This window comes from Limnoglobus roseus (assembly GCF_008254045.1).
In the GTDB taxonomy this organism is placed as follows: Bacteria; Planctomycetota; Planctomycetia; order Gemmatales; family Gemmataceae; genus Limnoglobus; species Limnoglobus roseus.
Genome location: NZ_CP042425.1, coordinates 4,000,302 through 4,021,035, shown reverse-complemented (window position 1 = coordinate 4,021,035; position 20,734 = coordinate 4,000,302). Strand labels below are relative to the sequence as shown.

The following is a 20,734-nucleotide window of genomic DNA, read 5'->3' as shown; positions in this document are numbered from 1 at the left end:
GGAACCAGATCGTGGCCGCCGGCGCTCCTCGATCTCGGACGGTATCACGGGGACCGCCGGTTCGGCGCTACACCGCATCCGTTGAGCATGAGGGGAGGAACGCCATGGCTTCCGCAATCACCAGCCACTCTCGGCATCGACGTCTCCAAGGACACCCTGGACGTCTGCCTACTCGATGCCCAGGGCCGCGCCCACGAATCGGCGTTCGCGAACACGCCGGCCGGGCACGCAGAGTTACTCGCTGGGGGCGGGCGGGACACCGCACCGTGATTGCTCCACTTCTGCCTCGAAGCGAAGGGCGGGTACGAGGACGCCATCGCCACCAACCGGCACGCCGCCGGCCTCATACGGGACCGGGGAAACAAGACCGACCGGGCCGACGCCCGGCTGATCGCCGAGTACGCCCGCCGGGCGGCCCCGCCCGCATGCGGCCGATGTCCGGGAATTACAGGCATTGATCCTCCGGCGGGACGACCTCCGCGAACTCGCCGCCCACGAGAAGGCGCGGCTCGAATCCTCACTCCTGACGCCGGCCGCCCGGCGGTCCGTCGCCAGAGTGGTGACCTTCCTCGGCCGCGAGGCCGACCGCATGCAGGCCGCGGCCGACGCCCGCATCGCCGCGTCGGCCGCGAGGGAGGCCCGCGACCTGCGCGCGTCCATCCCCGGCGGCGGCCAGATGGCCTCGCCCCGTAGGAGTTCACCAGCGGCACCAACGTAAGAGGTCGGACGCGATTGTCCAAGGCCGGCAACGCGCGAAGGTGTTGTACCTGCCGATCTTCACGACGATCCGATTCAATCCTATCCTCGTAGATTCTTTGTAAGCCTCACCGACCCGACGCGCGAGGGCGGGCCGAAGGCGAAGATGCAGGCGATCGGGGCGTGCATGCGGAAGCTCGTGATGATCTGCTACGGCGTCCTCAAGAACCGGACGCCGTTCGACCCCCAACCGGGGATCAAGAATCCTCACTTGAGAACACGCTACCTGATTCGGCGCGACCACTCCATTGCGGTCGGTCGCCCATGACCGCCTCGTACCTCGCCCTGAACTCGTCGCGGTGTGGCCACGACTGGTAGCAGGCCCGATGCATGCCCGAGTCGGAAAACCTCCACAGCGGGTCAGCCTTGTCCGCTATGAAGTGAGTCGTGGCCACGATTTCGTCGTGGTGGCCGATCACCTCACCACAGATCGAGCAGCGACTACACCCACGAAAGATCAACGCCATCCGCGAGCCCTCTTCCGCCGAACGACCAAGCTCACCGGCCTGGCCGCACCAGCGACCTGTACACTCCCAGAACCAATCCGTGTCGCCGGTTCGGATGCAGCGCCGGTTCGGAGTCTGGCTCTACAACTTGAACTACGACAACGAAGTGGTGGGAGGTCGGCGAGTGCAGGTACTCGCCCTCCGCACGGTACGCGGCCTCCGACGGGAGCAACTGCCACCACGGCACCTCGATGGTGTCCCCGTCGGACGGGCTGACCAAGAGGAATCGGCCCCCCCTGCTGCTCACCGGTCCACATGCCGTCCGGGATGAACCCCGCAGGGCCGGTAGCTGGATCGACGCAGAACCCGATGAACGCCGCCCCACCCTTGACGTGCAGCCAAAGCGACTCCGGGCCGCCGTGGTCGAGGATGAACGCGCCGTCGTCGCCGCGGTGTACCGATCGTAGGCGAGCCAGCAGGTCGTCGGCACGCTGCACCCGGCACGAGCCGTCGAAATCTGTGAACTGCACGCCCCGACGCCTTCCGCTGTCGAACGAACAAGTTCACCGGCCCAGCGGCGAGAGGGGCGATAAACCTAAAACCGCCTTCTGCGGCCGTGGCCGGTGTAGCGCCGGGTTCGGCGTCTGGGAGCATCAGTCGGTGCCCACGAACCACAGAAGGGCGACCCGCTGCGGCTCGACCAGCGTCAGCCCCTTGTCGAACCAGTGGGGCACCCTGGTCGGACTGCCGTCGCTCAGGGAATCGCCTCGGTGGTTTCGGTCCGCGATTCCCTGAGCGACGGCCTGTGTACAAAAATCTTGTTCATCCTCCGAAATAACTGCGTTTCCCATGCCTCGCTTGCTGGACCCGTTGTGGCTGGTCCTCGTCACCCTCGCCGAGCGGCACGCGCGAACGCGGCCACACGTCTGCCCGGCCGTTTTGCCGTGATGGGGAAGAGTCACTTGTTGTCCGAGTTCTTGACCCACGACGGGGCGCTTCTGGAACAGTCTGCTCGAGGATCAGGATCTGGACTCGAACGGCTCCCGTTCAACCCTCTCGGCGACAGGTGGGAGGGTCGTCCAAGTCATCGTCACCAATGTCGCGGCCCCGACGGCGGTCGGTTTTCGCCCGCCGTCGCGGCTTCCGGGCCGAAGCGAGTGCCCGCCACAGCCCCCCCGCGATGAGGGCCGCCGCGACGGACGTGCCGACCGCCGGCCAGAGCCAGTCGTTCGGACGGTCGTCGGTCGGGGCGGCGCCCTGCAGCAGGGCGTCGATCTGCTCGGGCGACACCTGTCCCGTCGCCACGACGGCCCGAATCGGCTGATCCCAGCCCATCCGCAAAGTGTGCCGACCGCCGCCCCGGCTTGAGACGTTTTGGTAACAGATCGACGTGATGACGCAGTCGATCCGGTCCGCGCCGCGCCCGTCCCGCGAATCTTGCTGGATGGCCATGAATTCCAGGACGCAGGGCAGGCCCTTGGATTCTTTCGGTATCTGTCGGAACGCCAGCAACATCTGATCGCTTTGCGTGAGGGGCGTGTAGAACACGGCGTTCCGCAGCGGCTGGCCGGTGTCCGGCGAGAGGACGGACCAGCGGACCGACCGAACCGGAGTCCGGCCGAACAGCAGTGAGCCGGGTTCGGTCCCGGCCAGGAGCACGGAATACTCGTGCCGCTTGCCGAGGACGGCGGGGTTTACGACTCCGAGTTGCATGAACGATTCGGCCTGGGCCTCGGCGCTGCCGAGCGGATACGGTTCTGGCTGGAGTGTCTTGGGCCGTTCTGGCGTCGGCGGCACGGGTTTCGGTGCCGGCGTCGCCGGTGCCGACGGTTTCGGGGCCGGTGCCGGTTCGGGGGCCGTCCCCCGCGTGAACGTCGCGACTGTGCTCCCGTCTACCCCCAGGACCTTGATCTCTTCGACGACGAACAGGTTCCATTTCTTCGGCTGCGTGGGCCGGCGGACGACGCCGGTGAGACGGACGGCCACGTAGCGGGCGGCCAACCGGTCGGGCTTCATCTTGTCCGCCAGCGCCGCGTCCACGACGAAGTCGAGCGCCTGGGGCATCTCCCGGCGGCGGTTATATCCGTTCAAACTCGGCCCGTCGCCGAACCCGTTCGACGACCCCGTTGTGAGGATGTCCACCGTCAGCCGCTCGCCGATCCGCTGGCCGGAGGTGCTGTTCAATTGGTCCACGTCGATCTGACCATTCGGCGTGTCCGGCAGTTCCGAGACCGCCCCCACCGTCGGCACCGACGGTGGCAAGGACGGTGGCAACGGCGGCGGGGCCGGCCGCGGTTGGGCGATAGGAAGGTTCGCCTTCTCCTTCCGCGCGTGCGTTTCGAGTACGCTTCCGTCGGGGCCGAGTAGTTTCACCTCCTCGACCACAAACACGTCCCAACTCATACCCGCCGCGGGACCGTGGACCGTGCCCGTGACGCGGGCGGCAACGTACTCGCCGTTGAACCGGGCGAACGACAACCTCTCGGCCAGGTGCGCGTCTACAACGAAGTCCAGGCCCGGTGGCATTTGCTTGTGCCGGTTGTAGCCCTTCAGGCTCGGGCCGTTACCGAACCCGTCGCACGATCCGAGGGTGAGCACGTCCACCGTCAGCCGTTCGCCCATCCGTCTGCCAACGGTACGATTCAATTCGTCGACGTCGATCTGCCCCCCCGGCGTGTTCGGGAGCTCGGTCGTGAACTCCACTGCCGGCGGCGGTGGCGGCTGTGGCGGCAGCGGCGGTGGCGGTGGCGGGTCCGCAGGTTCCGGCTTCGCCTCCTCCGACGCCAGCCACTCCGGCCGCGTGCGGTGGGTTTGGCCGTCCGGGTCGGTCCAGACGAACTGGAACCAGTAGTGCGGCGTGGTCGGGGGCGCGAACTCCGTCACAACCAGACCCGTTGTCGCGTTGGCCGTCGGCACGACCTTCTTGGCGTCGGCCATCTTCGATACGTCGTCGGCGTTGCGGGTCTTGAAGACGTTGCCGGTCGAAGGGGCGACGTAGGCCGTCACGGCCTTCATTCGACCGAGCGCGTCGAGGAACTTCGTTTCCAAACGGACCTTGCGGGGCGGGCCGGCGACCCAGGTCGGGGTCGGCGGTGTGAAGTGGACGTCCTGAACCGCCCGCCGCACCAGCCGGGACGGCACGGCGAACCCGATCCCGGCGCCAGCGACCGTGCGAACCGCGACCCCGACCAGTTTCCCGTCTTGTGTGACCACGGGACCGCCACTGTTGCCGGGGTTCAGGGCGCCGTTCAGTTGCACGGCGGCGACTTCACCGTCGGCGTCGGTGCGGTTGCTCGACACGCTCGCGGCGCCGATTGAGACTTCCGGGTTCTTCTCGCCACCGGCCAATTGCTCGCCGAACGGGAAGCCGCAGACGTACACCGGCGTCGTCTCCGGAAGCGTGTCCGCCCCGGTGACGGCGAGCGGTTCGGGGATCGACTTGATCGCCTTCACCTTCAGCACCGCCAGATCGTCCGCCTTGTTCGTGTACAGCACCTCGGCAGTGCTGCTCCACTCGTCGCGGAGACCGCTGTTGAAGACGACCTCGACCTTCGGCTTGCCCCGGAGCGCACCGGGCGCTTCCCCCGGTCCCGAGTCGATGACGTGATCGTTTGTGATGATGAAGCCGTAGTCCTTGGCCGCGTGGATGACGAACCCGGACCCCGTCCCGCCGCCGAGCCGGCCGACCGTGACCTTCACGAACACGGTCGCGGCCTTAATCTTCTTGAGCTGGTCGGCGGGCAACGCCTGCGTCTGTGCGACGGCCGAGGAGAGCGTCAGCAGGCCACCAACCACGAACGCCAACACCTTCCGAAGCATGGGGGCGGCCTCGCGGATGCGGGAAAGAGGATCGATGTTACCACACCCGATCCGAGCAAGCCAGCGTCAAACGGGGGTGGTGAGCAAAACCGTCCCACGGCTTCTGCCGCCTGACCGGGTGTGAGGCCCGCGAGTGCACCGGGCGCACGACTTCCCGCGGCACGGCTCGGCATTTTGCTTGACAGTCACCGGCGGCCGAAGGATCTTATCCGCGTACCACTTCCTCTCCCCCTGACGGCCCGCACATGCGTCCCGCGTACTTGCGATTCCTGCACCTGGCCCTCTGTGGGGCTGTCCTCGTGTCCTCCGGGACGCTCGCCGGAGCGGCCGACCCGACTGACCCATTGGCCAATGCGGCCCCGGCCGTCGAAGTCCCGAAGGTGTTGTCGGACACCATGGGGCCGTTTACGACGAACGAGACCGTGGACAAGAAATTCCCGCTCCCGCAAGACCCGAAGTTGATCTGGCGGTTCCGCTCCTCCTGCCGTGAGCACAACCGGAGCGCCACCGTCGCCATGTTTGAGAAACGCGGGCAAACGACCGCCAAGTGGGCCGGCCAGGCGCGGGCCGCGATGGAGGCGTACGCCCTGGCCTACAGCCGGACCGCCGCGCCGCGGGAGGGCGTCTACTACCAAGCCTTCCAGAAGGCCCTTCTGGGCGTGGACGCCGCGTGCGACGACCCCCTCATCGGGTACTGGCGGCTCCGCCACCTCGCGACGACGGACTTCGTGAAGTTCACCGAACTTCCGCAGCATGTCGCCGTGGCCGAGGCGCTCGTCCGGTCCGGCCGCCACCCGGTACTCGCCCTCCACGCGGCATTCAACAACCGGGCCACCGTGGCGAGCCTCAAGGAGGTCCGGGGGTCGCCGGTCACGGACGCGGACGTGGCGGCGGCCGGTGCCTTGTTCGAGCGGGCGTCACGGGCTGCCCTGGCGGTCGCGGGCAAGGGCGATTGGCCCGACTTGTACGACCTGAGCCTGCTCGAAGTGGACCACCGCATGAGTGAAGGGGCCGGTCGGCTGGCCGCGTGGAAGGCTGTCGATAAGCGGCTGGCCGACCTAAAGGACGGGGGGTGGGTTCGTAACGCGGTCGAGGGCAAGGTGCTGATCCTGGCGGCCTGGGACGCCCGCGGGTCCGGCCCGGGCGGGACCGTGTCCGACGAGCAGTTCGAGTTGTTCGCCGCGCGCCTCAAAAAGGCGAAGGCCAAGCTGGAGGCCGCGTGGAAGGCCGACCCGTCCCTTCCCCAGCCCGCGACGAACATGCTGTACGTGGCGAAGGGGCTGGGGTTCGAGCGGGAGGAAATGGAAACGTGGTTCCGCCGGGCGATGGAGGCCAACCCGGACAACCTGGAGGCGTGCGAGGCGAAGAAGGAGTGGCTTCAGCCGAACTGGCACGGGACGAACGAGGACGTGTCCGAGTTCGTCGTTCAGTGCCTGCGGTCCGGAAACTTTTTCGGCAAGCTGCCCTACCTGGCGGAGGTGCCGCGGGCCCGGGGGTTGCCCCACGATCAGCCGGAGGCGGTGAACCAGTACGTCCAGAACGACGCGACGTGGGTCCCGTTCCACGCCGTCGCCGAGGCCCACCTGGCCCGGTACCCGGACGACCTTTGGGCGCGGAGCCGTTACGCCTTCCACGCCTGCTTGTGGAAGAAGTGGGACGTCGCGACCGCTCAGTTCGATCGGATCGGCGACACGCCGTGGCGGGGGTGGTTCGAACACGAAGGGGAGTACGCGACTATGAAAAAGATGGCGCAAGAAATGGCCGCGACGAAGTAAGACCGGGCGGGGCAGGGCCGTGGTCAGAGGCGGGGTTGCGTTTCAGGGGCGGGGGCCGATGATGGTACGATCACGCCCCCACGTGAACGTCAGGATCTTCCCCCCGCCACACGACGCCCGGCCACGCCGGCGGCGGGACCAGCCGCACCAATGCTGCCTCGATCTTCCTCACCCGCCGCAACCGCGACATATCCTCTCGGTGGTCGCCAACGTGATCTTCCCGGACGGCGATCCGGGCCTCGAGTTCGACTATTTCGCGGACCTTCGGACCACGATGCCGAAATGACGTTCGACGCTCGCCCCTAAACTCGGCAGCGAAGGGTGGCCGGGATGCCGTGCTTGGGCAAGAGCGTGATCTGCGGCTCCACGTCGATGACCGCGTCCGGGTCGAGGGTGAACCGGTACCGCTGGCCGACCGCGGCCAGCACGACGGCCGCCTCCATCGCCGCGAAGCCGTTGCCGATGCACACCCGCGGGCCGCCGCCGAACGGGTAGTAGGCGTACTTCGGAATTCGGCCGGCCAGCCCGTCCAGCCACCGCTCCGGGCGGAATACGTCCGGGTCCGGCCCGAAGTACCGCGGGTCGCGGTGGCTGACGGCCTGACACATGAACACCGTCGTCCCCCGCCGCACCCGGTACCCGCCGAGTTCCAGATCCTTCGTCGCCTCCCGGCCAATGAGGTACACCGGCGGGTACAGCCGCATGACCTCCGCCAGAACCGCGTCGGTGTACGGTAGCCGTCCCAGGTCGTCGGCCGTCGGCGTCCGCCCGCCCAGGACCGTCCGCCACTCGGCCGCCAGCTTCTCCTCGGCCGCGGGGTGCTGGGACAGCAGGTACCAACTCCAGGCGAGCGTCAAGGCCGTCGTCTCGTGCCCGGCCAGGTACAGGGTCATGGCCTCGTCCCGCAGTTGCCGGTCGGTCATCGCCGACCCGTCCGCGTCACGGGCGGCCAACAGTCGGGCGAGCAAGTCGTCGCCGGTTCCGCCGCGCTGCTTGCCGAGGGCGATGATGTGAGCGACGACCTTGTCCAGTTGGGCGATGGCGGCCTTCACGCGGCGGTTCTCCCGCGTCGGCAGCCAGTCCGGGGGGCGGACGATACGGGCGAACCGCGAGCTGAGCAGCGTGAACGCCTCCCGCAGGGCGGCCACGAACGCCTCGCGGTCGCCCACGTCGTCCAGGCCGAAGAAGGTCTTGAGGGCGATGACGCTCGTCAGGTGGCTGAACGCGGTGTGAACGTCGATGTGGTCGCCGTCTTTCCAGCCCGCCAGGAAGCGGTCGGTCAGATCGGCGACGACTGGGGCGTAGGAGAGCACCCGGCTCTTCAGGAAGGCCGGCTGGCTGAGCCGCCGCTGGCGGAGCCAGAAGTCGCCCTCGCTGGTGACCAGGCCGTTGCCGAGGACCGGCGAGTACATCCGCGCCCCGAAGTGCTTGATGTAGTGCCGGGCGTCGGTGACGAGGACTTGTTCGATCAGGTCCGGGTGGCTGGCCAGGTAGAGCCGCCTAGGGCCGAACCGGAAGCTGGCGAGGTCGCCGTACTCGCGGGCCACGTCCTGAAAGAAGCCGATCCGCCGGTCGGTGAATTGGCGGAGGTTGCCCAGGAGGAAGGTACCCTTCGGTCCGGGCGGCAGGGCGGGGTTGGGCGGCATAGCATCTCCGAGGGACGGCACGAGTTCGACGAATTGGAAGTTCTTGGCCGGTAAGTGCCTTACACTTCGACATCCCACAGGACGACCTTGCCCGTGTCGCTGCCGGCCGCCGCAACGGTGCCGTCCGGGGCGAAGGCGATGCTCCGCATTCGCCCGATGTCCCAGGCGTAGGCGTGTCGAGACTGCCACGTCGCGGCGTCGATCATCCGCACCGTCCGGTCATTGTTGGTGACCGCGAGTAGTCCCCCGGACGAGTGGAATGCTAACCCGGTGTACTGGTGCGTGTTGTCGTTCTCCACCACCTTCCGCTCGAATCGATCCCGGACCGGTTGGGAGATGATCGTCTGCCCGCACGCGAACGCGATCCACTCCTTATCCGGGGACACCACCGGCCCACTGCTCACCCACTCGCCGCCCCGACACGCGCGAATCGCTTTCCCCGTTGCGGGGTCGTGGATCACGAGTTGGTAGAACTTCCACGCGGCGGGGGTCTTGGGCGGCCCGAACGAACCACGAGCCGTCCCCGGCAAACGCGACGGTGGACCCGATGCTGCCGGGCGCGACCGTTGTCGCCCACACTCGCTTGAGTCCGCCGTCGTCGGTCACCCGCCACCCGACCATCTCGCCGCCAGACCAGGACTCCGTGACCGCCAAGCCCGTCGCCGGGCACACCGCGACCGTTGACGCCGAGACTTTCAGGCCGACGTAGGAAGGACGGCGGTCGCTCAGGTTGAACACGGCCAGTCGGTTCTTCCCGACCACAGCGAACAGGTACTCTCCCTTGGTCGTAAACCCGAGGCCGCTGCACTCGCCCTCGTCGAGGCAGACCGGCTTTGACCCGTCGAACACCGACTGCCACCAGTACACGCCGCGTTGGCCGCCCGCGGCCAAGCCGCGTCCGGACGGGTCGAAGGACACCCGACTGAGTTTCTGTGATCGCGTCTTCAGGATCAGCATGGGGGTATGGCCCGTCAGTCGGCCTTGCCGCCGGCCCACAGGGCGGGCACGTTGCCCTTGTCCCAAGCGTCCCACGCCACCTGGAGTTCCTTCACCCGGCCCGGGTCCTTCGCGGCCAGGTCGGTCGCCTCCCCGATGTCGGCCTTCAAGTCGTAGAGCATCGCCGCCGACGGGCCGGTCCCGCCCTCCACGGCCCGGTCGTACCGGACCAGTTTCCAGTCCCCTTGGCGGACGGCCGTCTGCCCGCCGAACCGCCAGAACAGGGCGTCGTGCGGCACGGTCTTGTTGGCCCCGGTCAGGTACGGCAGGAGGTCCACCCCTTCCAACTTCCACTCCGGCTTCGTCGCCACCCCGGCCGCGGCCAGGGCCGTCGGCAGCACGTCGAGTTGGATCACCGGCCGGTCGTCCACACCGCCGGCCGGCACCCGACCCGGCCAGGACACGACGAACGGCACCCGCACCCCGCCCTCCAGCGTCGTCCGCTTCGAGCCTCGCAGCGGCGCGTTCGACGACCCGTTGATCGTCGTCCCCTTCATCGTCGGCCCGCCGTTGTCGCTGAAGAAGACCACCAGCGTGTCGTCGGTCAACCCCTCGGCTTTCAGCTTGGCGGTCAACGCCCCGACGCCGTCGTCCAGCGCACTCAGCATGGCCGCATACGTTCGCCGCTTGGGGTCCGTGATGCCGGCGAACTTCTTCAGCCGCGGGTCGTCGGCCTGCATGGGCGTGTGAACCGCATTGAACGCCAGGTACAGGAAGAAGGGTTCGGCCTTGTTCCGGTCCACGAACGCCACGGCTTCTCGCGTGATGGCGTCGGTCAGGTACGACTTGTCCCCGGCGGCGTCCGCCCCGCGGACGATGCCGTTCGGGGCGAAGTAGTCGTGGGCTCCGCCGAGGAACCCGAAGAAGGTGTCGAACCCCCGCTTCTGCGGGTGCCGGTCGGCCCCGGCTCCGAGGTGCCACTTGCCGATGAGGGCCGTGCGGTAGCCGGCGGCCTTCATGCGGTCGGCAATGGTCGTCTCGGTCAGCGGCAGGCCCGGATCCTTGCCGGCCGGGTTGAACTCGTGGCCGAACCGCGTCTGGTACCGACCGGTGAGCAGCCCGGCCCGGGTGGGCGAGCAGTACGGGCCGCTGACATACCCGCTGGTGAACCGGACGCCCGACTTCGCCAGGGCATCGAGGTGCGGGGTGGGGATGTCCTTGCACCCGTGGAAGCCGACATCCGCGTACCCGAGGTCGTCGGCGACGATGACGACGACGTTCGGCTTGCGGTCGGTTGCCCCGACCGGCGGCGCGACCGCCGCCGCCACGACCAATCCAATCAACACGCGCATCACGATGGAACCTCTCGAAAGACAGACGGTGGGCCTCGCGCTGTCCGCCCCACCCGTTGCGGCTGTTGTAGCGGACAGCGCGAGGCCGTGCCCCGACAATCGTGGCGATTGCCGCCTCCGTTGAACCGGCCGGCGGGATCCTCCTCTTCCCGCGCCACCATCTGGTACGCCGCGGTCGCACGCTCGATGAGGTCCGGTTCCAAGGCGAGGGCTTGCGACCTACGTTCAGTCCCACCAGCTTCCCGCGACCCGGTCACGCCGCCGGGAGTTCGGGGGCGCGGGCGAACGGGTTGATCTCGCCTCCGAGGGCGAGGGTGGCGGCAACCGGAAGTCGTGCTTGGGCCCGGCCGGAGACGAGAACTTCCGTCGCCTCGTCCAGGCGGACCCACCGGTCGGACGGCCAGGGGGTGGCTTTGAGGACGAACACGACGCCCGGCCACGCCGGGGGCGGGACCAGCCGCACCGATGCCGCCTCGATCTTCCTCACCCGCCGGAGTCGCCCCATCAACCGGTCCCATAGCCCGCGGATTGCCACGCCCCATCTTCCGCCGCAAGGAACCAAGTCGCACGCCCGCGCAAACGCTGCCCACACGCCCGGGAACCGCGGGTCCAGTCGCCAAGTGTGGAACTCGGGCACCCGCCGCGGGTGTTTTAGCACGAACCCCGTCGGCGGGGCCACCTCCCGCGCTACTCGCTGCGTGTCCTTGAGGACCACCCGGTACGCCTCGACCGCCGCCGCAAATCCGAGGACCCGATGACCAACATCGCGGGCGACGGCGTCGTCGAACACGGCCACCCACTCCAGTCACCGTCGGGCCGCGTCGATGGAGGCCGTGAGTTGCCGCTCGAGCCGGCGGACCTGCGAGCGGGTTCGCATCACATGCCCCCGCGGGCGTCGGCCGACCGGAAGTCGGCGTTCATCTGGTCCTCCAGTGACGCGATGCGAGCCTCCAACTCGACGACCTCGCGGACCTTCCGTCCGAGCTCCAGCACGGCCCGGGCGGCCCCGAGCCGGGTAGCCGGGAGGCGGCCCCGGCTTCTGGAGGTCGAGGAGCGTTCGGGCGGACTCGGTGGCCGCGGACGAAATCCGGGTCTGTCTAGTATTACTCCGTTAGCTAGGGCGGCCGCTTGCCGAGAAGTTCGGGCACGGTTTGACGGCAGACCGGGCAGCGGGCGCACCAGCACGCGAGCACCGCTTGCAACTGCTCCCGCAGCCCCGGAAGGGTCAGCCCGGCGAGACTTTTTTTCGGCGGGTCCGGCGGAGGTCTTGGAGGAAGGCGTAAGCCATCAGGACGAGGACGGCGTGGTGGTTCCATCCCCGCCACGACCGCCCCTCGAAGTGGTCCAACCCGAGCTCGTCTTTCAACTCGCGGTAGCTGTGCTCCACCCACCAGCGGCTCTTGGCCGCGGCGACCAATCGCTTCAGGCTCGTCGCGGCCGGCAAGTTGCTGAAGAAGTACTTGGCCGGCTGATCCGCCCCCGCCGGCCATTCGACCAGCAGCCAGCAGGCGCCCCCCGGCTCACGGCCGCTCGACAGCTTGTGCGCCGGTCGGACCCGCCAAGCGGCGAACCGGCCGGCCATCTTTCCCTTGGTCCCTTTCCGCCACATCACGGCGCGGAAGTCCGCCACGCGACCCAACGCCCATTCCTTGACGTTGGGTGATTTCGCCCCGGCCCGGACGCCGGCCGGTCGCGTCGGTGGTCGCCCGGTGCGGCCGGCCGGCGGGACCGGCCCCAGATCGGCGTCGGCCGCGACTACCTTCAACGTCGAGTCGATGCCGACGAAGTACGTCCGGCCGTCGGCCGCCAGTTGCTCGCGGAATTCGGTCACGGTCCCGAACAGGCTGTCGGCCAGCACGACGCCACAAAATCCATGGCCCGCCGCCTGCCGGAGCATAGCTAACGCCATCTGCCACTTCGGCCGGTAGCCGACCGCGACGGGGACGCCGGCCCGGGCCATGCGATCGGCGTCGTCCGCCCACGCTTGCGGCAGGTACAGTTGGGCGTCCAGCCCCACGACCTCTTTGGCCGTCGCGAACTGCAAGGTCACGGCCACCTGGCAACTCGCCACCTTGCCGAGGGTGCCGGTGTACTGACGGGCCACGCCGACGGAGTGCGTGCCCTGCTTGGGGAACCCGGTGTCGTCGATGATGACCACGCCGGCCGTGCCGAACCGGCGGGCGACCCACGCCTGCAGGCCGCCGCGGACCTCGCCGGTGTCCCACGGGCTCTGATTGAGGAACTGCTGAAGGGCTTGCTCGTAGTCCGCGTCGCCCTGCTCGATCGTCTTCAACCGGGCGGCCATCGGCTCGACACTCTTGCGGTGGCCGTCGAGGAGGATGCCCCGCAGGTAGGCATCGCACCATCGCCGGCGGCGGGCGTTGCCCAGCGTGCCCGCGACCTCGTCCAGGAAGGCGGTCAGCTCCCGCCGCAGCTTTGCAAGCTTCCGTGCGTCCATCCCGCCAGAGTACGGCGGGATCGAGACGAAGTAAATAACCTAACGGAGTAATACTAGCAGGGTGCTGAAGAAGGGGCCTTTCCCTTGGATCGCGAGACGCCCATCATCATTCTCCCGCCCTCGTCACCCGTTCCGCGGAGGCGGTCCTCCGTTATGCCGTTGTGACCTTCCGCAGCCGCACCAGGTGGTACGCCGCGGCCCCGATCTCAAGTAACGGCTGGAACTTCCATCGGCCGACCACCAGGCCCCGGCCGGCGACCGGCTTGAGCCAACCGAACCCTTCCTCGATCTTCTTGCGGCACGTCCGGCTGAGCCGATAGCCCTCGGTGCCCATCCGCACCTTCGTCCGGTGCCGGGCTTCCACGCCCGGCACCGGACGAAGGTGCGCCACCACCTTCGGATCGCGGGGCGGCTTGACCAGTGGGACGTGCGGCTCGATCCGCCGCCCTCCCGCGCCTGGAAGAACTCGCCCGAGTCGAACCCCTCGTCCGCCCCGAGGGGCGTCGGCGGTAAGCCGTGCGTATCCTTCAACCCGTCGAGCCTCTCCAACGCGGCCACCCGCTCGGCCGTGCCGTCCGCCGAGAACCGCCACGATCCGGCCGTGGCGGTCGTGGCGAGCGTGTGCCCCATGTGGGCGACCCCCGCCTCCTCCCCCAGCCCCTTCCGGTAGCGCCGGGCCTCCGGGTCGGTGCGACTGGCGTGCGGGGCGTTCGTCCGCTTCCGGCCGTGGGCGTCGACGGCCGGGCCCCGCGGCCGTCGACCGCCCGGATCGCTCGTTCCACCGCCGGCGGCGGTCCCCGGCTGGAAGCCCTTGGCCGACGCGAAACGCTCGATCCGCGTGCCGTCGACGCGGAAGTGCTCGCGGCACGGCCCGGCCGCGAGGGCCTCCCGGACCACGGCGGCGAAGAACGCCCTCGTCAGGTGGTGGTCCAACCGCTGGCGGTTGCGCGTGAACGTCGTCGCGTCGAACGCGTCGTCGCCCGCCTGCGGGTCGAGGAACCCGCGGAACAGCAGGTCGGTGTCGATCCGCGCGCACAACTGCCGGTCGCGGCGGGCGGAGTACCGTGCCATGACCAGCAGGGCCTTCAACAGCCCCTCGGGCGGCACCCCGGGCCGGCCGATCCGGCGGGACGCCGCAGTAGACGCGGCCGGCATGCCGGCCGGGGCGCGGTCCACCCGCCGCTCGACGCCCCGGAGCGGGTGGTCGGCCGGGATGCCGGCCTCGACGTCGAACACGTGGAACAGCGGCCATGGACCGCCGGGTCGGCCACGCATGAGTTCCTCTCCAGAGCGCGGTCGGAACGAGCGTAGCGCGATCCCGAACCCGGCTCAAGACCGGGATTTTTCAGCACCCTGCTGGAGGTGCAACTGGCTGTCAGCCGCGACGGCGTCGTGTGGACGCGGCCGGAGCGGCCGGCGTACATCCCGCCCGGCCTGGCCGACGAGTAGGACCGGTGGTACGCGGTGGCCGCCCCGGGTTCGTCCGGCGGGGCAACGCCGTGTACCAGTACTACTACTCGTCCGGCCGGCTGCACGACTCGGCCGCGAAGGAGGAAGGAGGAAGGCGGGGTGGGGGTGGTGCGGCAGCGGTTAGACGGGTACGTGTCGGCCGACGCCGACCACAAGGGCGGGTGGCTGCCGACGCCGTTGTGGTCGGCGTCGGCACGCGGCTGCGGCTGAACGTCGACACCGGGTCGGCGGGCAGCGTTCGTCGAACTGCAAGACGCGGGCGGTACGCCGGTCCCGGGGTTCGCGGTGTCGGACTGCGAAGAGATCGGCGGCAACTTCGTGGACCAGTGCGTGTACTGGAAGGGGAAGGCGGACGTGTCGGCCCTGGCGGGCCGGCCGGTGCGAGTCCACGTCCGGATGAAGCGGGCGAAGTTGTACGCCTTCCAGTTCACCCGCGACTAGTGGACCCGCATCCACGGGTCCTTCCTGCGCGCTTTCACGCTCCACCCCAGGCGGAAAGGCCAAACTGTTAGACACACTTGCTTTCCTCGCCCCTCCGCCCCCAACCGCCGACGTCGGCGAAGGTTGTGGCGTTCCCCGACGTGTGGTAGAATCCCTTCAGCAACTCACGCTGTCACCCTCGCGGGAGGGCGACGAGCGCGGGCCGGCGGCTAAGCACCCGGCATCACGGTCGGGCCGAACGAACGCCCCCGTTCCTTCGAGGCCCCCGATGCTCGTCCACCTCCGCGACATCTCGTCCGTCACCCCGTACGCCGACAACCCCCGCAACAACGCCGCCGCCGCCGAGTCCATCGCCACGTTCGGGTGGCAGCAGCCGCTCGTTTTGGACGCCGACGGCGGCGTCGTCGGACACACCCGGTACAAGGCCGCCCGCACGCTCGGCCTGACCGTCGTCCCCGTGCACGTCGCCACGGACCTGACGCCGGCGATCGCCACGTGGGACGACGGCAAGCTCGTCGCCGAGTTGCTCGCCCTCCAGGGGACGGACGTCGACCTCGCGTCCATCGGCTTCACGGCCGACGAGCTGGCCGATCTGCTCCGAGGAGAACCCGACGCCAACCCCGGCGACCCGGACGCCGTCCCCGACCCGCCGGCCGACCCCGTGACCAAGCCCGGCGACGTGTGGCTCCTCGGCCGCCACCGCCTCCTGTGCGGCGACGCCACCAACCCCGCCGATCTCGCCACGCTGCTCGCCGGCACGCCGGCCGGCCTGCTCCGGACCGACCCGCCCTACAACGTCGCGTACGAGGGGAAGACGGCCGACAAGCTCACCCTCGCCAACGACGCCCTGGCCGGGGACGACGACCGCCGGTTCCTCGCCCGCGCCCTGGCCGCGGCCAACGGCGTCCTCCGCCCGGGGGCGGGATTCTACCTGTGGCACGCCGACCTCGAGGGGCTCACGGCGCGAACCGCCTGTGCCGACGCCGGCCTCCGCGTCCGCCAGTGCCTCGTCTGGGTCAAGTCGGCGTTCGCCTTGGGTCGCTTCGACTACCACTGGGGGCACGAGCCGTGCCTGTACGTGTGGGCCGACGGGGCCGCCCACACGTGCCTGTCCGACCGCGCCCAGGCGACCGTCCTCCCGTTCGACCGCCCGGCCAAGAACGACGTCCACCCGGCCATGAAGCCGGTCGACCTGTTCGCCGACCTGATCGGCAATTCGTGCCCCAACGGCGGGGTCGTCCTCGACCCGTTCGCCGGGTCGGGGACCTCACTCGTGGCGGGTGAACACACGGGACGAACGGCCGCCCTCGTCGAACTCGACCCGCGGTACTGTGACGTCATCGTGAAACGGTACGAGGACCTCACGGGCGGGACGGCCGAGCGGGTCCCGCCCGCGGACGCCGTTCCCGCGGCGGTGTGACTCGCCCCCGCCCCCCGAATTACCGAACAAAACCCACCAAAAGTGACTACTCCGCCTTCCGAGGAGGCCCGCCCGTGGCCAACGCCACCACCCGCCGCACGGCCGACGACCACCTGATCCTCGCCCTCGGCGCCACCCAAGAGGCGGCCGCCAAGGCCGGCTTCTGCGTCACCACCGTCCGCCGGCGGCCCTAGTCCTTCGATGAACGCCGGCCGATTGTCAACAGCAAGCGAGTCGATTCGTTCAAGCCACCGCGTGCAGCCCAGTCTTCGATCCGAGCATCCGGGGTGAACCCGTAGCCCAAGTGGGTCGGTTCCGAGCGGGTGACGACTGCCCCAACTACAGTCGAGTGGCCGACGGGTCGGCAACCCAGGACTAGACCGAGCGCGTCGTCACACCGCGGGCTCGCAGTGGTTCTCCTCTTCTCCTCGCCAGCTCTTGGCTCGTTACGCCGCCGCCTTCACCGGCTGCACCTGATGGAACAGCCACCGCACCCACCGGTTGGCGACGGCCGCGGCCACCACGCTCCCCGGCTTGCCCCGGCCCTTCATGTCGGCCGCCAGTTTCTTCCACCGGGCGTCGTACCGCACCAGCCGGTGGGCGGCCTCGATGAGCACGACCCGCAGCTGCGGGTTGCCGGCCTTGATCAGCCCGGCGTCGGCCTGCTTCTGGCCGCTCGACGCGTTCCGCGGCGACAGCCCGCAGAACCGGGCCGCCTGCTTGCCCGTCCGGAACCGGTCGAACCGCCCGATCTCGGCCCGGATGGTGGCCGCCGTGACCAGGCCGATCCCCTTCATCGTCAGCAGATTCACGACCAGGGCATCCTCGGCGGTGACCTGGGCCAGGCGTTGCTCGGCCGCCTTGACGTCGCCGGCCAGGGCCTTCAGGCGGCCCAGGTGCCGGTCCATCACCCACCGCGTCTGCTCGCTCAGGGCGGCGTCGCGGGTCAGCCACGTCAGCCACGCCACCGTCCACGGGTTCACGCCCTCGGGGGCGGCTACCCGGTTGTCGCGGAGCAGGGCCCCGATCCGCAGCTTGACGTTCCGCCGCTCGCCGACGAGCTGCTGGCGGTACCGGACGAGCCGTCGCAGTTCGCGGACCTCGGCCGGGGCGTGCCACACCTTGGGCAGGTACCCGACCCGCTCCAGGTCGGCGAGCATCTTGGCGTCCGAGTAGTCCGTCTTGTCCGGGTTGCCCTTCATGCGGGCCACATACCCGGGGTGGGCCAGGTCGACCAGCCACCCGGCTTTGGTCACCAGTTCCTCGGCCAGATCGGCCGACCCGCTGCACGCCTCGATGGCCGCCCGCACGTCGGTGCCGAACCGGGCGACGGCGTCGCGGATGGCCCGCCAGTCGTTCGCGCAACTCTGGTTGAGCAACACGCGGCCGCCGCGGTCCAGGGCGCACACCTGGACGGACAGGGTGTGGTAGTCCAGGCCCACGAAAACGGGGCCGGTCGTCGTTGCCGCGGGCATGGCTGGTCCTCGAAGGTGTGGTCCTGTTGATGGTGACCACACCCACCCTCTCCGGCAACCAGCGTTCATCCCCATCTACAGTCGTAGTTGTTCAATCGGGCGGTTTGGCCTCACGCTTCTTGTAATGGCAGTCGCGGGCGCGATGTTGGTGCCGTCGTCGCCACACCGACCATGCCAGCACCTGTTTCGCCAACGGGGCGAACGCCCACACCAACCGGGCGAGCAACTTCCGCACCTCGGGGACGCTCACCCGGATTCGCCCCGCGCCCCCTTTTCCCGCCGCGGGGCCGGCACTCGCGAGCGGATCACGGCCACCACCGCCAGGGCGAACAGGCTGAGCGTCGCGTGCCGATGCCAGCCCCCCCACGACCGCACCTCGTATTCGCCGAACCCACATTCCCCCTTGCTCAACTCCAGACATTCCTCCACCCGCCACCGAGTCCCGGCCACTCGGACCAGCTCGGCCGGTGGTGTCGCCGCCGGGCCGCGGGCGAAGAAGTACGCCCGCTCGCCCGGCCGCTCCCGGTGTCGTCGCACCACCAGCCACAACGGCCACCCCCGCTCGCCAGTGGGGCCGAACGCCTCCGCCGCCCAGTCGTACTCCCGCGGCCCCTTGCTCCCGTCCCCGGCACTGGCCCGCCGCCACGCGCCCGCCGCGAGCGCGTCGGCGACCGCCCCGACCGTGGAGCGGAACCGCCCGTCGAACAGCGGCTGGTTCGACGGCACGGCCAGCAGGTACGGCGGCCCCGCCTCCTCAAGGAATCGCCGGAATTTCCCGCCGTGGCCGTACACCGTGTCGCCCGCCACCCACGCCGCCCGCACCCCCAGCCGCCGCGCACGCCGGATCATCCGCTCGGCCCGCTGCGGCTTCGTCGCGAACCCCACGCCCTCGGGCACACCGGCGGCGTCACATCGCTCGCGGTCGCCGGCCCACTCCTTCGGCAGGTACGGTGCCCGGTCGAGGAAGGCGTGCCCCTTCGGGCCAGCGTAAGCCCGGAACACGCCCACCTGGGCGTTCTCGATCCGGCCCGCCGTGCCGGTGTACTGGCGGGCCACCCCGCACGACTTCGTTCCCTTCTTGACGAACCCGGTCTCGTCCACGATCCGCACCCCACCGCGATCGCCGAGGTGCTCGTGGACGTACCCGGCCAGGTCGTCCCGGGCCGCGCCCGCGTCCCCGTCGGCGCGGGTGAGCCGGTGTTGCACCCCGTCGGGCGTCGCCTCGCCCAGGTACTCGGCCAGCTGCCACCCGTTCTTCCGCTCGGCGTCGGTGAGCAACCCGCGCAGGTAGGCGGCCGCTCGCTGACGGGGTTCGCTGCGGGCGAAGTGCCGGCCGATCCGCTCGCCCACCGCCCCCACCTCGGCGGCCCACTTCTTCACGACACGCTGAGTCGGCTGTCCGGACATGGCCCACCCTCGCCCTAACTCCTTTGGCGTGGCTATCATGTCAACTACGACTGTAGATGGGGATGAACGCTGGTTGCCGGAGAGGGTGGGTGTGGTCACCATCAACAGGACCACACCTTCGAGGACCAGCCATGCCCGCGGCAACGACGACCGGCCCCGTTTTCGTGGGCCTGGACTACCACACCCTGTCCGTCCAGGTGTGCGCCCTGGACCGCGGCGGCCGCGTGTTGCTCAACCAGAGTTGCGCGAACGACTGGCGGGCCATCCGCGACGCCGTCGCCCGGTTCGGCACCGACGTGCGGGCGGCCATCGAGGCGTGCAGCGGGTCGGCCGATCTGGCCGAGGAACTGGTGACCAAAGCCGGGTGGCTGGTCGACCTGGCCCACCCCGGGTATGTGGCCCGCATGAAGGGCAACCCGGACAAGACGGACTACTCGGACGCCAAGATGCTCGCCGACCTGGAGCGGGTCGGGTACCTGCCCAAGGTGTGGCACGCCCCGGCCGAGGTCCGCGAACTGCGACGGCTCGTCCGGTACCGCCAGCAGCTCGTCGGCGAGCGGCGGAACGTCAAGCTGCGGATCGGGGCCCTGCTCCGCGACAACCGGGTAGCCGCCCCCGAGGGCGTGAACCCGTGGACGGTGGCGTGGCTGACGTGGCTGACCCGCGACGCCGCCCTGAGCGAGCAGACGCGGTGGGTGATGGACCGGCACCTGGGCCGCCTGAAGGCCCTGGCCGGCGACGTCAAGGCGGCCGAGCAACGCCTGGCCCAGGTCACCGCCGAGGATGCCCTGGTCGTGAATCTGCTGACGATGAAGGGGATCGGCCTGGTCACGGCGGCCACCATCCGGGCCGAGATCGGGCGGTTCGACCGGTTCCGGACGGGCAAGCAGGCGGCCCGGTTCTGCGGGCTGTCGCCGCGGAACGCGTCGAGCGGCCAGAAGCAGGCCGACGCCGGGCTGATCAAGGCCGGCAACCCGCAGCTGCGGGTCGTGCTCATCGAGGCCGCCCACCGGCTGGTGCGGTACGACGCCCGGTGGAAGAAACTGGCGGCCGACATGAAGGGCCGGGGCAAGCCGGGGAGCGTGGTGGCCGCGGCCGTCGCCAACCGGTGGGTGCGGTGGCTGTTCCATCAGGTGCAGCCGGTGAAGGCGGCGGCGTAACGAGCCAAGAGCTGGCGAGGAGAAGAGGAGAACCACTGCGAGCCCGCGGTGTGACGACGCGCTCGGTCTAGTCCTGGGTTGCCGACCCGTCGGCCACTCGACTGTAGTTGGGGCAGTCGTCACCCGCTCGGAACCGACCCACTTGGGCTACGGGTTCACCCCGGATGCTCGGA

Annotated in this window: 17 protein-coding genes; 6 read left to right on the top strand and 11 right to left on the bottom strand. The window is 69.5% G+C overall.

Annotated features, from left to right (window positions below; all coding sequences use genetic code 11):
• The first annotated feature begins 454 nt into the window (after positions 1 to 454).
• Entirely contained in the window at positions 455 to 718 is a 264-nt protein-coding gene (locus tag PX52LOC_RS16670; RefSeq protein ID WP_149111169.1) for a hypothetical protein, read from the top strand.
• Between the two features lie 144 nt (positions 719 to 862).
• Positions 863 to 1,024 carry a hypothetical protein gene (locus PX52LOC_RS40600; RefSeq protein WP_168219043.1) on the top strand — a complete coding sequence of 54 codons (162 nt, stop codon included), beginning with the start codon at positions 863 to 865 and terminating at the stop codon, positions 1,022 to 1,024.
• A gap of 1,225 nt (positions 1,025 to 2,249) precedes the next feature.
• Here PX52LOC_RS40600 and PX52LOC_RS16665 read toward each other — a convergent pair.
• Positions 2,250 to 5,021: a S1C family serine protease gene (locus PX52LOC_RS16665; RefSeq protein WP_149111168.1), complete on the bottom strand. Its 2,772-nt coding sequence runs from the start codon at positions 5,019 to 5,021 to the stop codon at positions 2,250 to 2,252.
• Between the two features lie 245 nt (positions 5,022 to 5,266).
• Here PX52LOC_RS16665 and PX52LOC_RS16660 point away from each other — a divergent pair, with 245 nt between their 5' ends.
• Positions 5,267 to 6,796 (top strand): hypothetical protein, encoded by a 1,530-nt coding sequence (locus PX52LOC_RS16660; protein ID WP_149111167.1) that lies wholly within the window; start codon positions 5,267 to 5,269, stop codon positions 6,794 to 6,796.
• Positions 6,797 to 7,098: 302 nt separating this feature from the next.
• Here the strand turns inward: PX52LOC_RS16660 and PX52LOC_RS16655 are convergent, their stop codons facing one another.
• From PX52LOC_RS16655 to PX52LOC_RS16625, 7 genes are all read right to left on the bottom strand, one after another.
• Positions 7,099 to 8,442 (bottom strand): cytochrome P450, encoded by a 1,344-nt coding sequence (locus PX52LOC_RS16655; RefSeq protein ID WP_149111166.1) that lies wholly within the window; start codon positions 8,440 to 8,442, stop codon positions 7,099 to 7,101.
• A gap of 59 nt (positions 8,443 to 8,501) precedes the next feature.
• Positions 8,502 to 8,828 carry a WD40 repeat domain-containing protein gene (locus tag PX52LOC_RS16650; protein WP_149111165.1) on the bottom strand — a complete coding sequence of 109 codons (327 nt, stop codon included), beginning with the start codon at positions 8,826 to 8,828 and terminating at the stop codon, positions 8,502 to 8,504.
• Positions 8,815 to 9,399, bottom strand: a complete 585-nt coding sequence (locus PX52LOC_RS16645; protein WP_149111164.1) for a hypothetical protein — start codon at positions 9,397 to 9,399, stop codon at positions 8,815 to 8,817. Before PX52LOC_RS16645 ends, PX52LOC_RS16650 begins: the two co-directional genes overlap by 14 nt.
• Positions 9,400 to 9,413: 14 nt before the next feature.
• Entirely contained in the window at positions 9,414 to 10,730 is a 1,317-nt protein-coding gene (locus tag PX52LOC_RS16640; RefSeq protein WP_149115522.1) for a sulfatase, read from the bottom strand.
• A gap of 253 nt (positions 10,731 to 10,983) precedes the next feature.
• Entirely contained in the window at positions 10,984 to 11,520 is a 537-nt protein-coding gene (locus PX52LOC_RS16635) for a hypothetical protein (RefSeq protein ID WP_149111163.1), read from the bottom strand.
• Positions 11,521 to 11,955: 435 nt separating this feature from the next.
• Complete coding sequence (locus PX52LOC_RS16630) at positions 11,956 to 13,188, bottom strand: IS701 family transposase (RefSeq protein ID WP_149109166.1); 1,233 nt, start codon at positions 13,186 to 13,188, stop codon at positions 11,956 to 11,958.
• A 123-nt stretch (positions 13,189 to 13,311) separates the two neighbouring features.
• Complete coding sequence (locus PX52LOC_RS16625; protein WP_149111162.1) at positions 13,312 to 14,463, bottom strand: transposase; 1,152 nt, start codon at positions 14,461 to 14,463, stop codon at positions 13,312 to 13,314.
• A 480-nt stretch (positions 14,464 to 14,943) separates the two neighbouring features.
• On the opposite strand from PX52LOC_RS16625, the gene PX52LOC_RS41635 reads away from it, so the two are divergent.
• Together PX52LOC_RS41635 and PX52LOC_RS16615 are read left to right on the top strand one after the other, a co-directional pair.
• Complete coding sequence (locus tag PX52LOC_RS41635) at positions 14,944 to 15,099, top strand: hypothetical protein (protein WP_178132552.1); 156 nt, start codon at positions 14,944 to 14,946, stop codon at positions 15,097 to 15,099.
• Positions 15,100 to 15,367: 268 nt separating this feature from the next.
• Positions 15,368 to 16,519: a DNA modification methylase gene (locus tag PX52LOC_RS16615; protein ID WP_149111161.1), complete on the top strand. Its 1,152-nt coding sequence runs from the start codon at positions 15,368 to 15,370 to the stop codon at positions 16,517 to 16,519.
• Between the two features lie 446 nt (positions 16,520 to 16,965).
• Here the strand turns inward: PX52LOC_RS16615 and PX52LOC_RS16610 are convergent, their stop codons facing one another.
• From PX52LOC_RS16610 to PX52LOC_RS16605, 3 genes are all read right to left on the bottom strand, one after another.
• Entirely contained in the window at positions 16,966 to 17,994 is a 1,029-nt protein-coding gene (locus PX52LOC_RS16610) for an IS110 family RNA-guided transposase (protein ID WP_149109721.1), read from the bottom strand.
• Between the two features lie 91 nt (positions 17,995 to 18,085).
• Positions 18,086 to 18,244, bottom strand: a complete 159-nt coding sequence (locus tag PX52LOC_RS40595; protein ID WP_168219026.1) for a hypothetical protein — start codon at positions 18,242 to 18,244, stop codon at positions 18,086 to 18,088.
• Positions 18,241 to 19,401, bottom strand: coding sequence for an IS701 family transposase (locus tag PX52LOC_RS16605; RefSeq protein WP_149111051.1), 1,161 nt, complete (start codon positions 19,399 to 19,401; stop codon positions 18,241 to 18,243). Before PX52LOC_RS16605 ends, PX52LOC_RS40595 begins: the two co-directional genes overlap by 4 nt.
• A gap of 131 nt (positions 19,402 to 19,532) precedes the next feature.
• Here PX52LOC_RS16605 and PX52LOC_RS16600 point away from each other — a divergent pair, with 131 nt between their 5' ends.
• On the top strand, positions 19,533 to 20,561 hold the full coding sequence (locus PX52LOC_RS16600; RefSeq protein ID WP_149109721.1) for an IS110 family RNA-guided transposase: 1,029 nt from the start codon (positions 19,533 to 19,535) through the stop codon (positions 20,559 to 20,561).
• Positions 20,562 to 20,734: the final 173 nt, after the last annotated feature.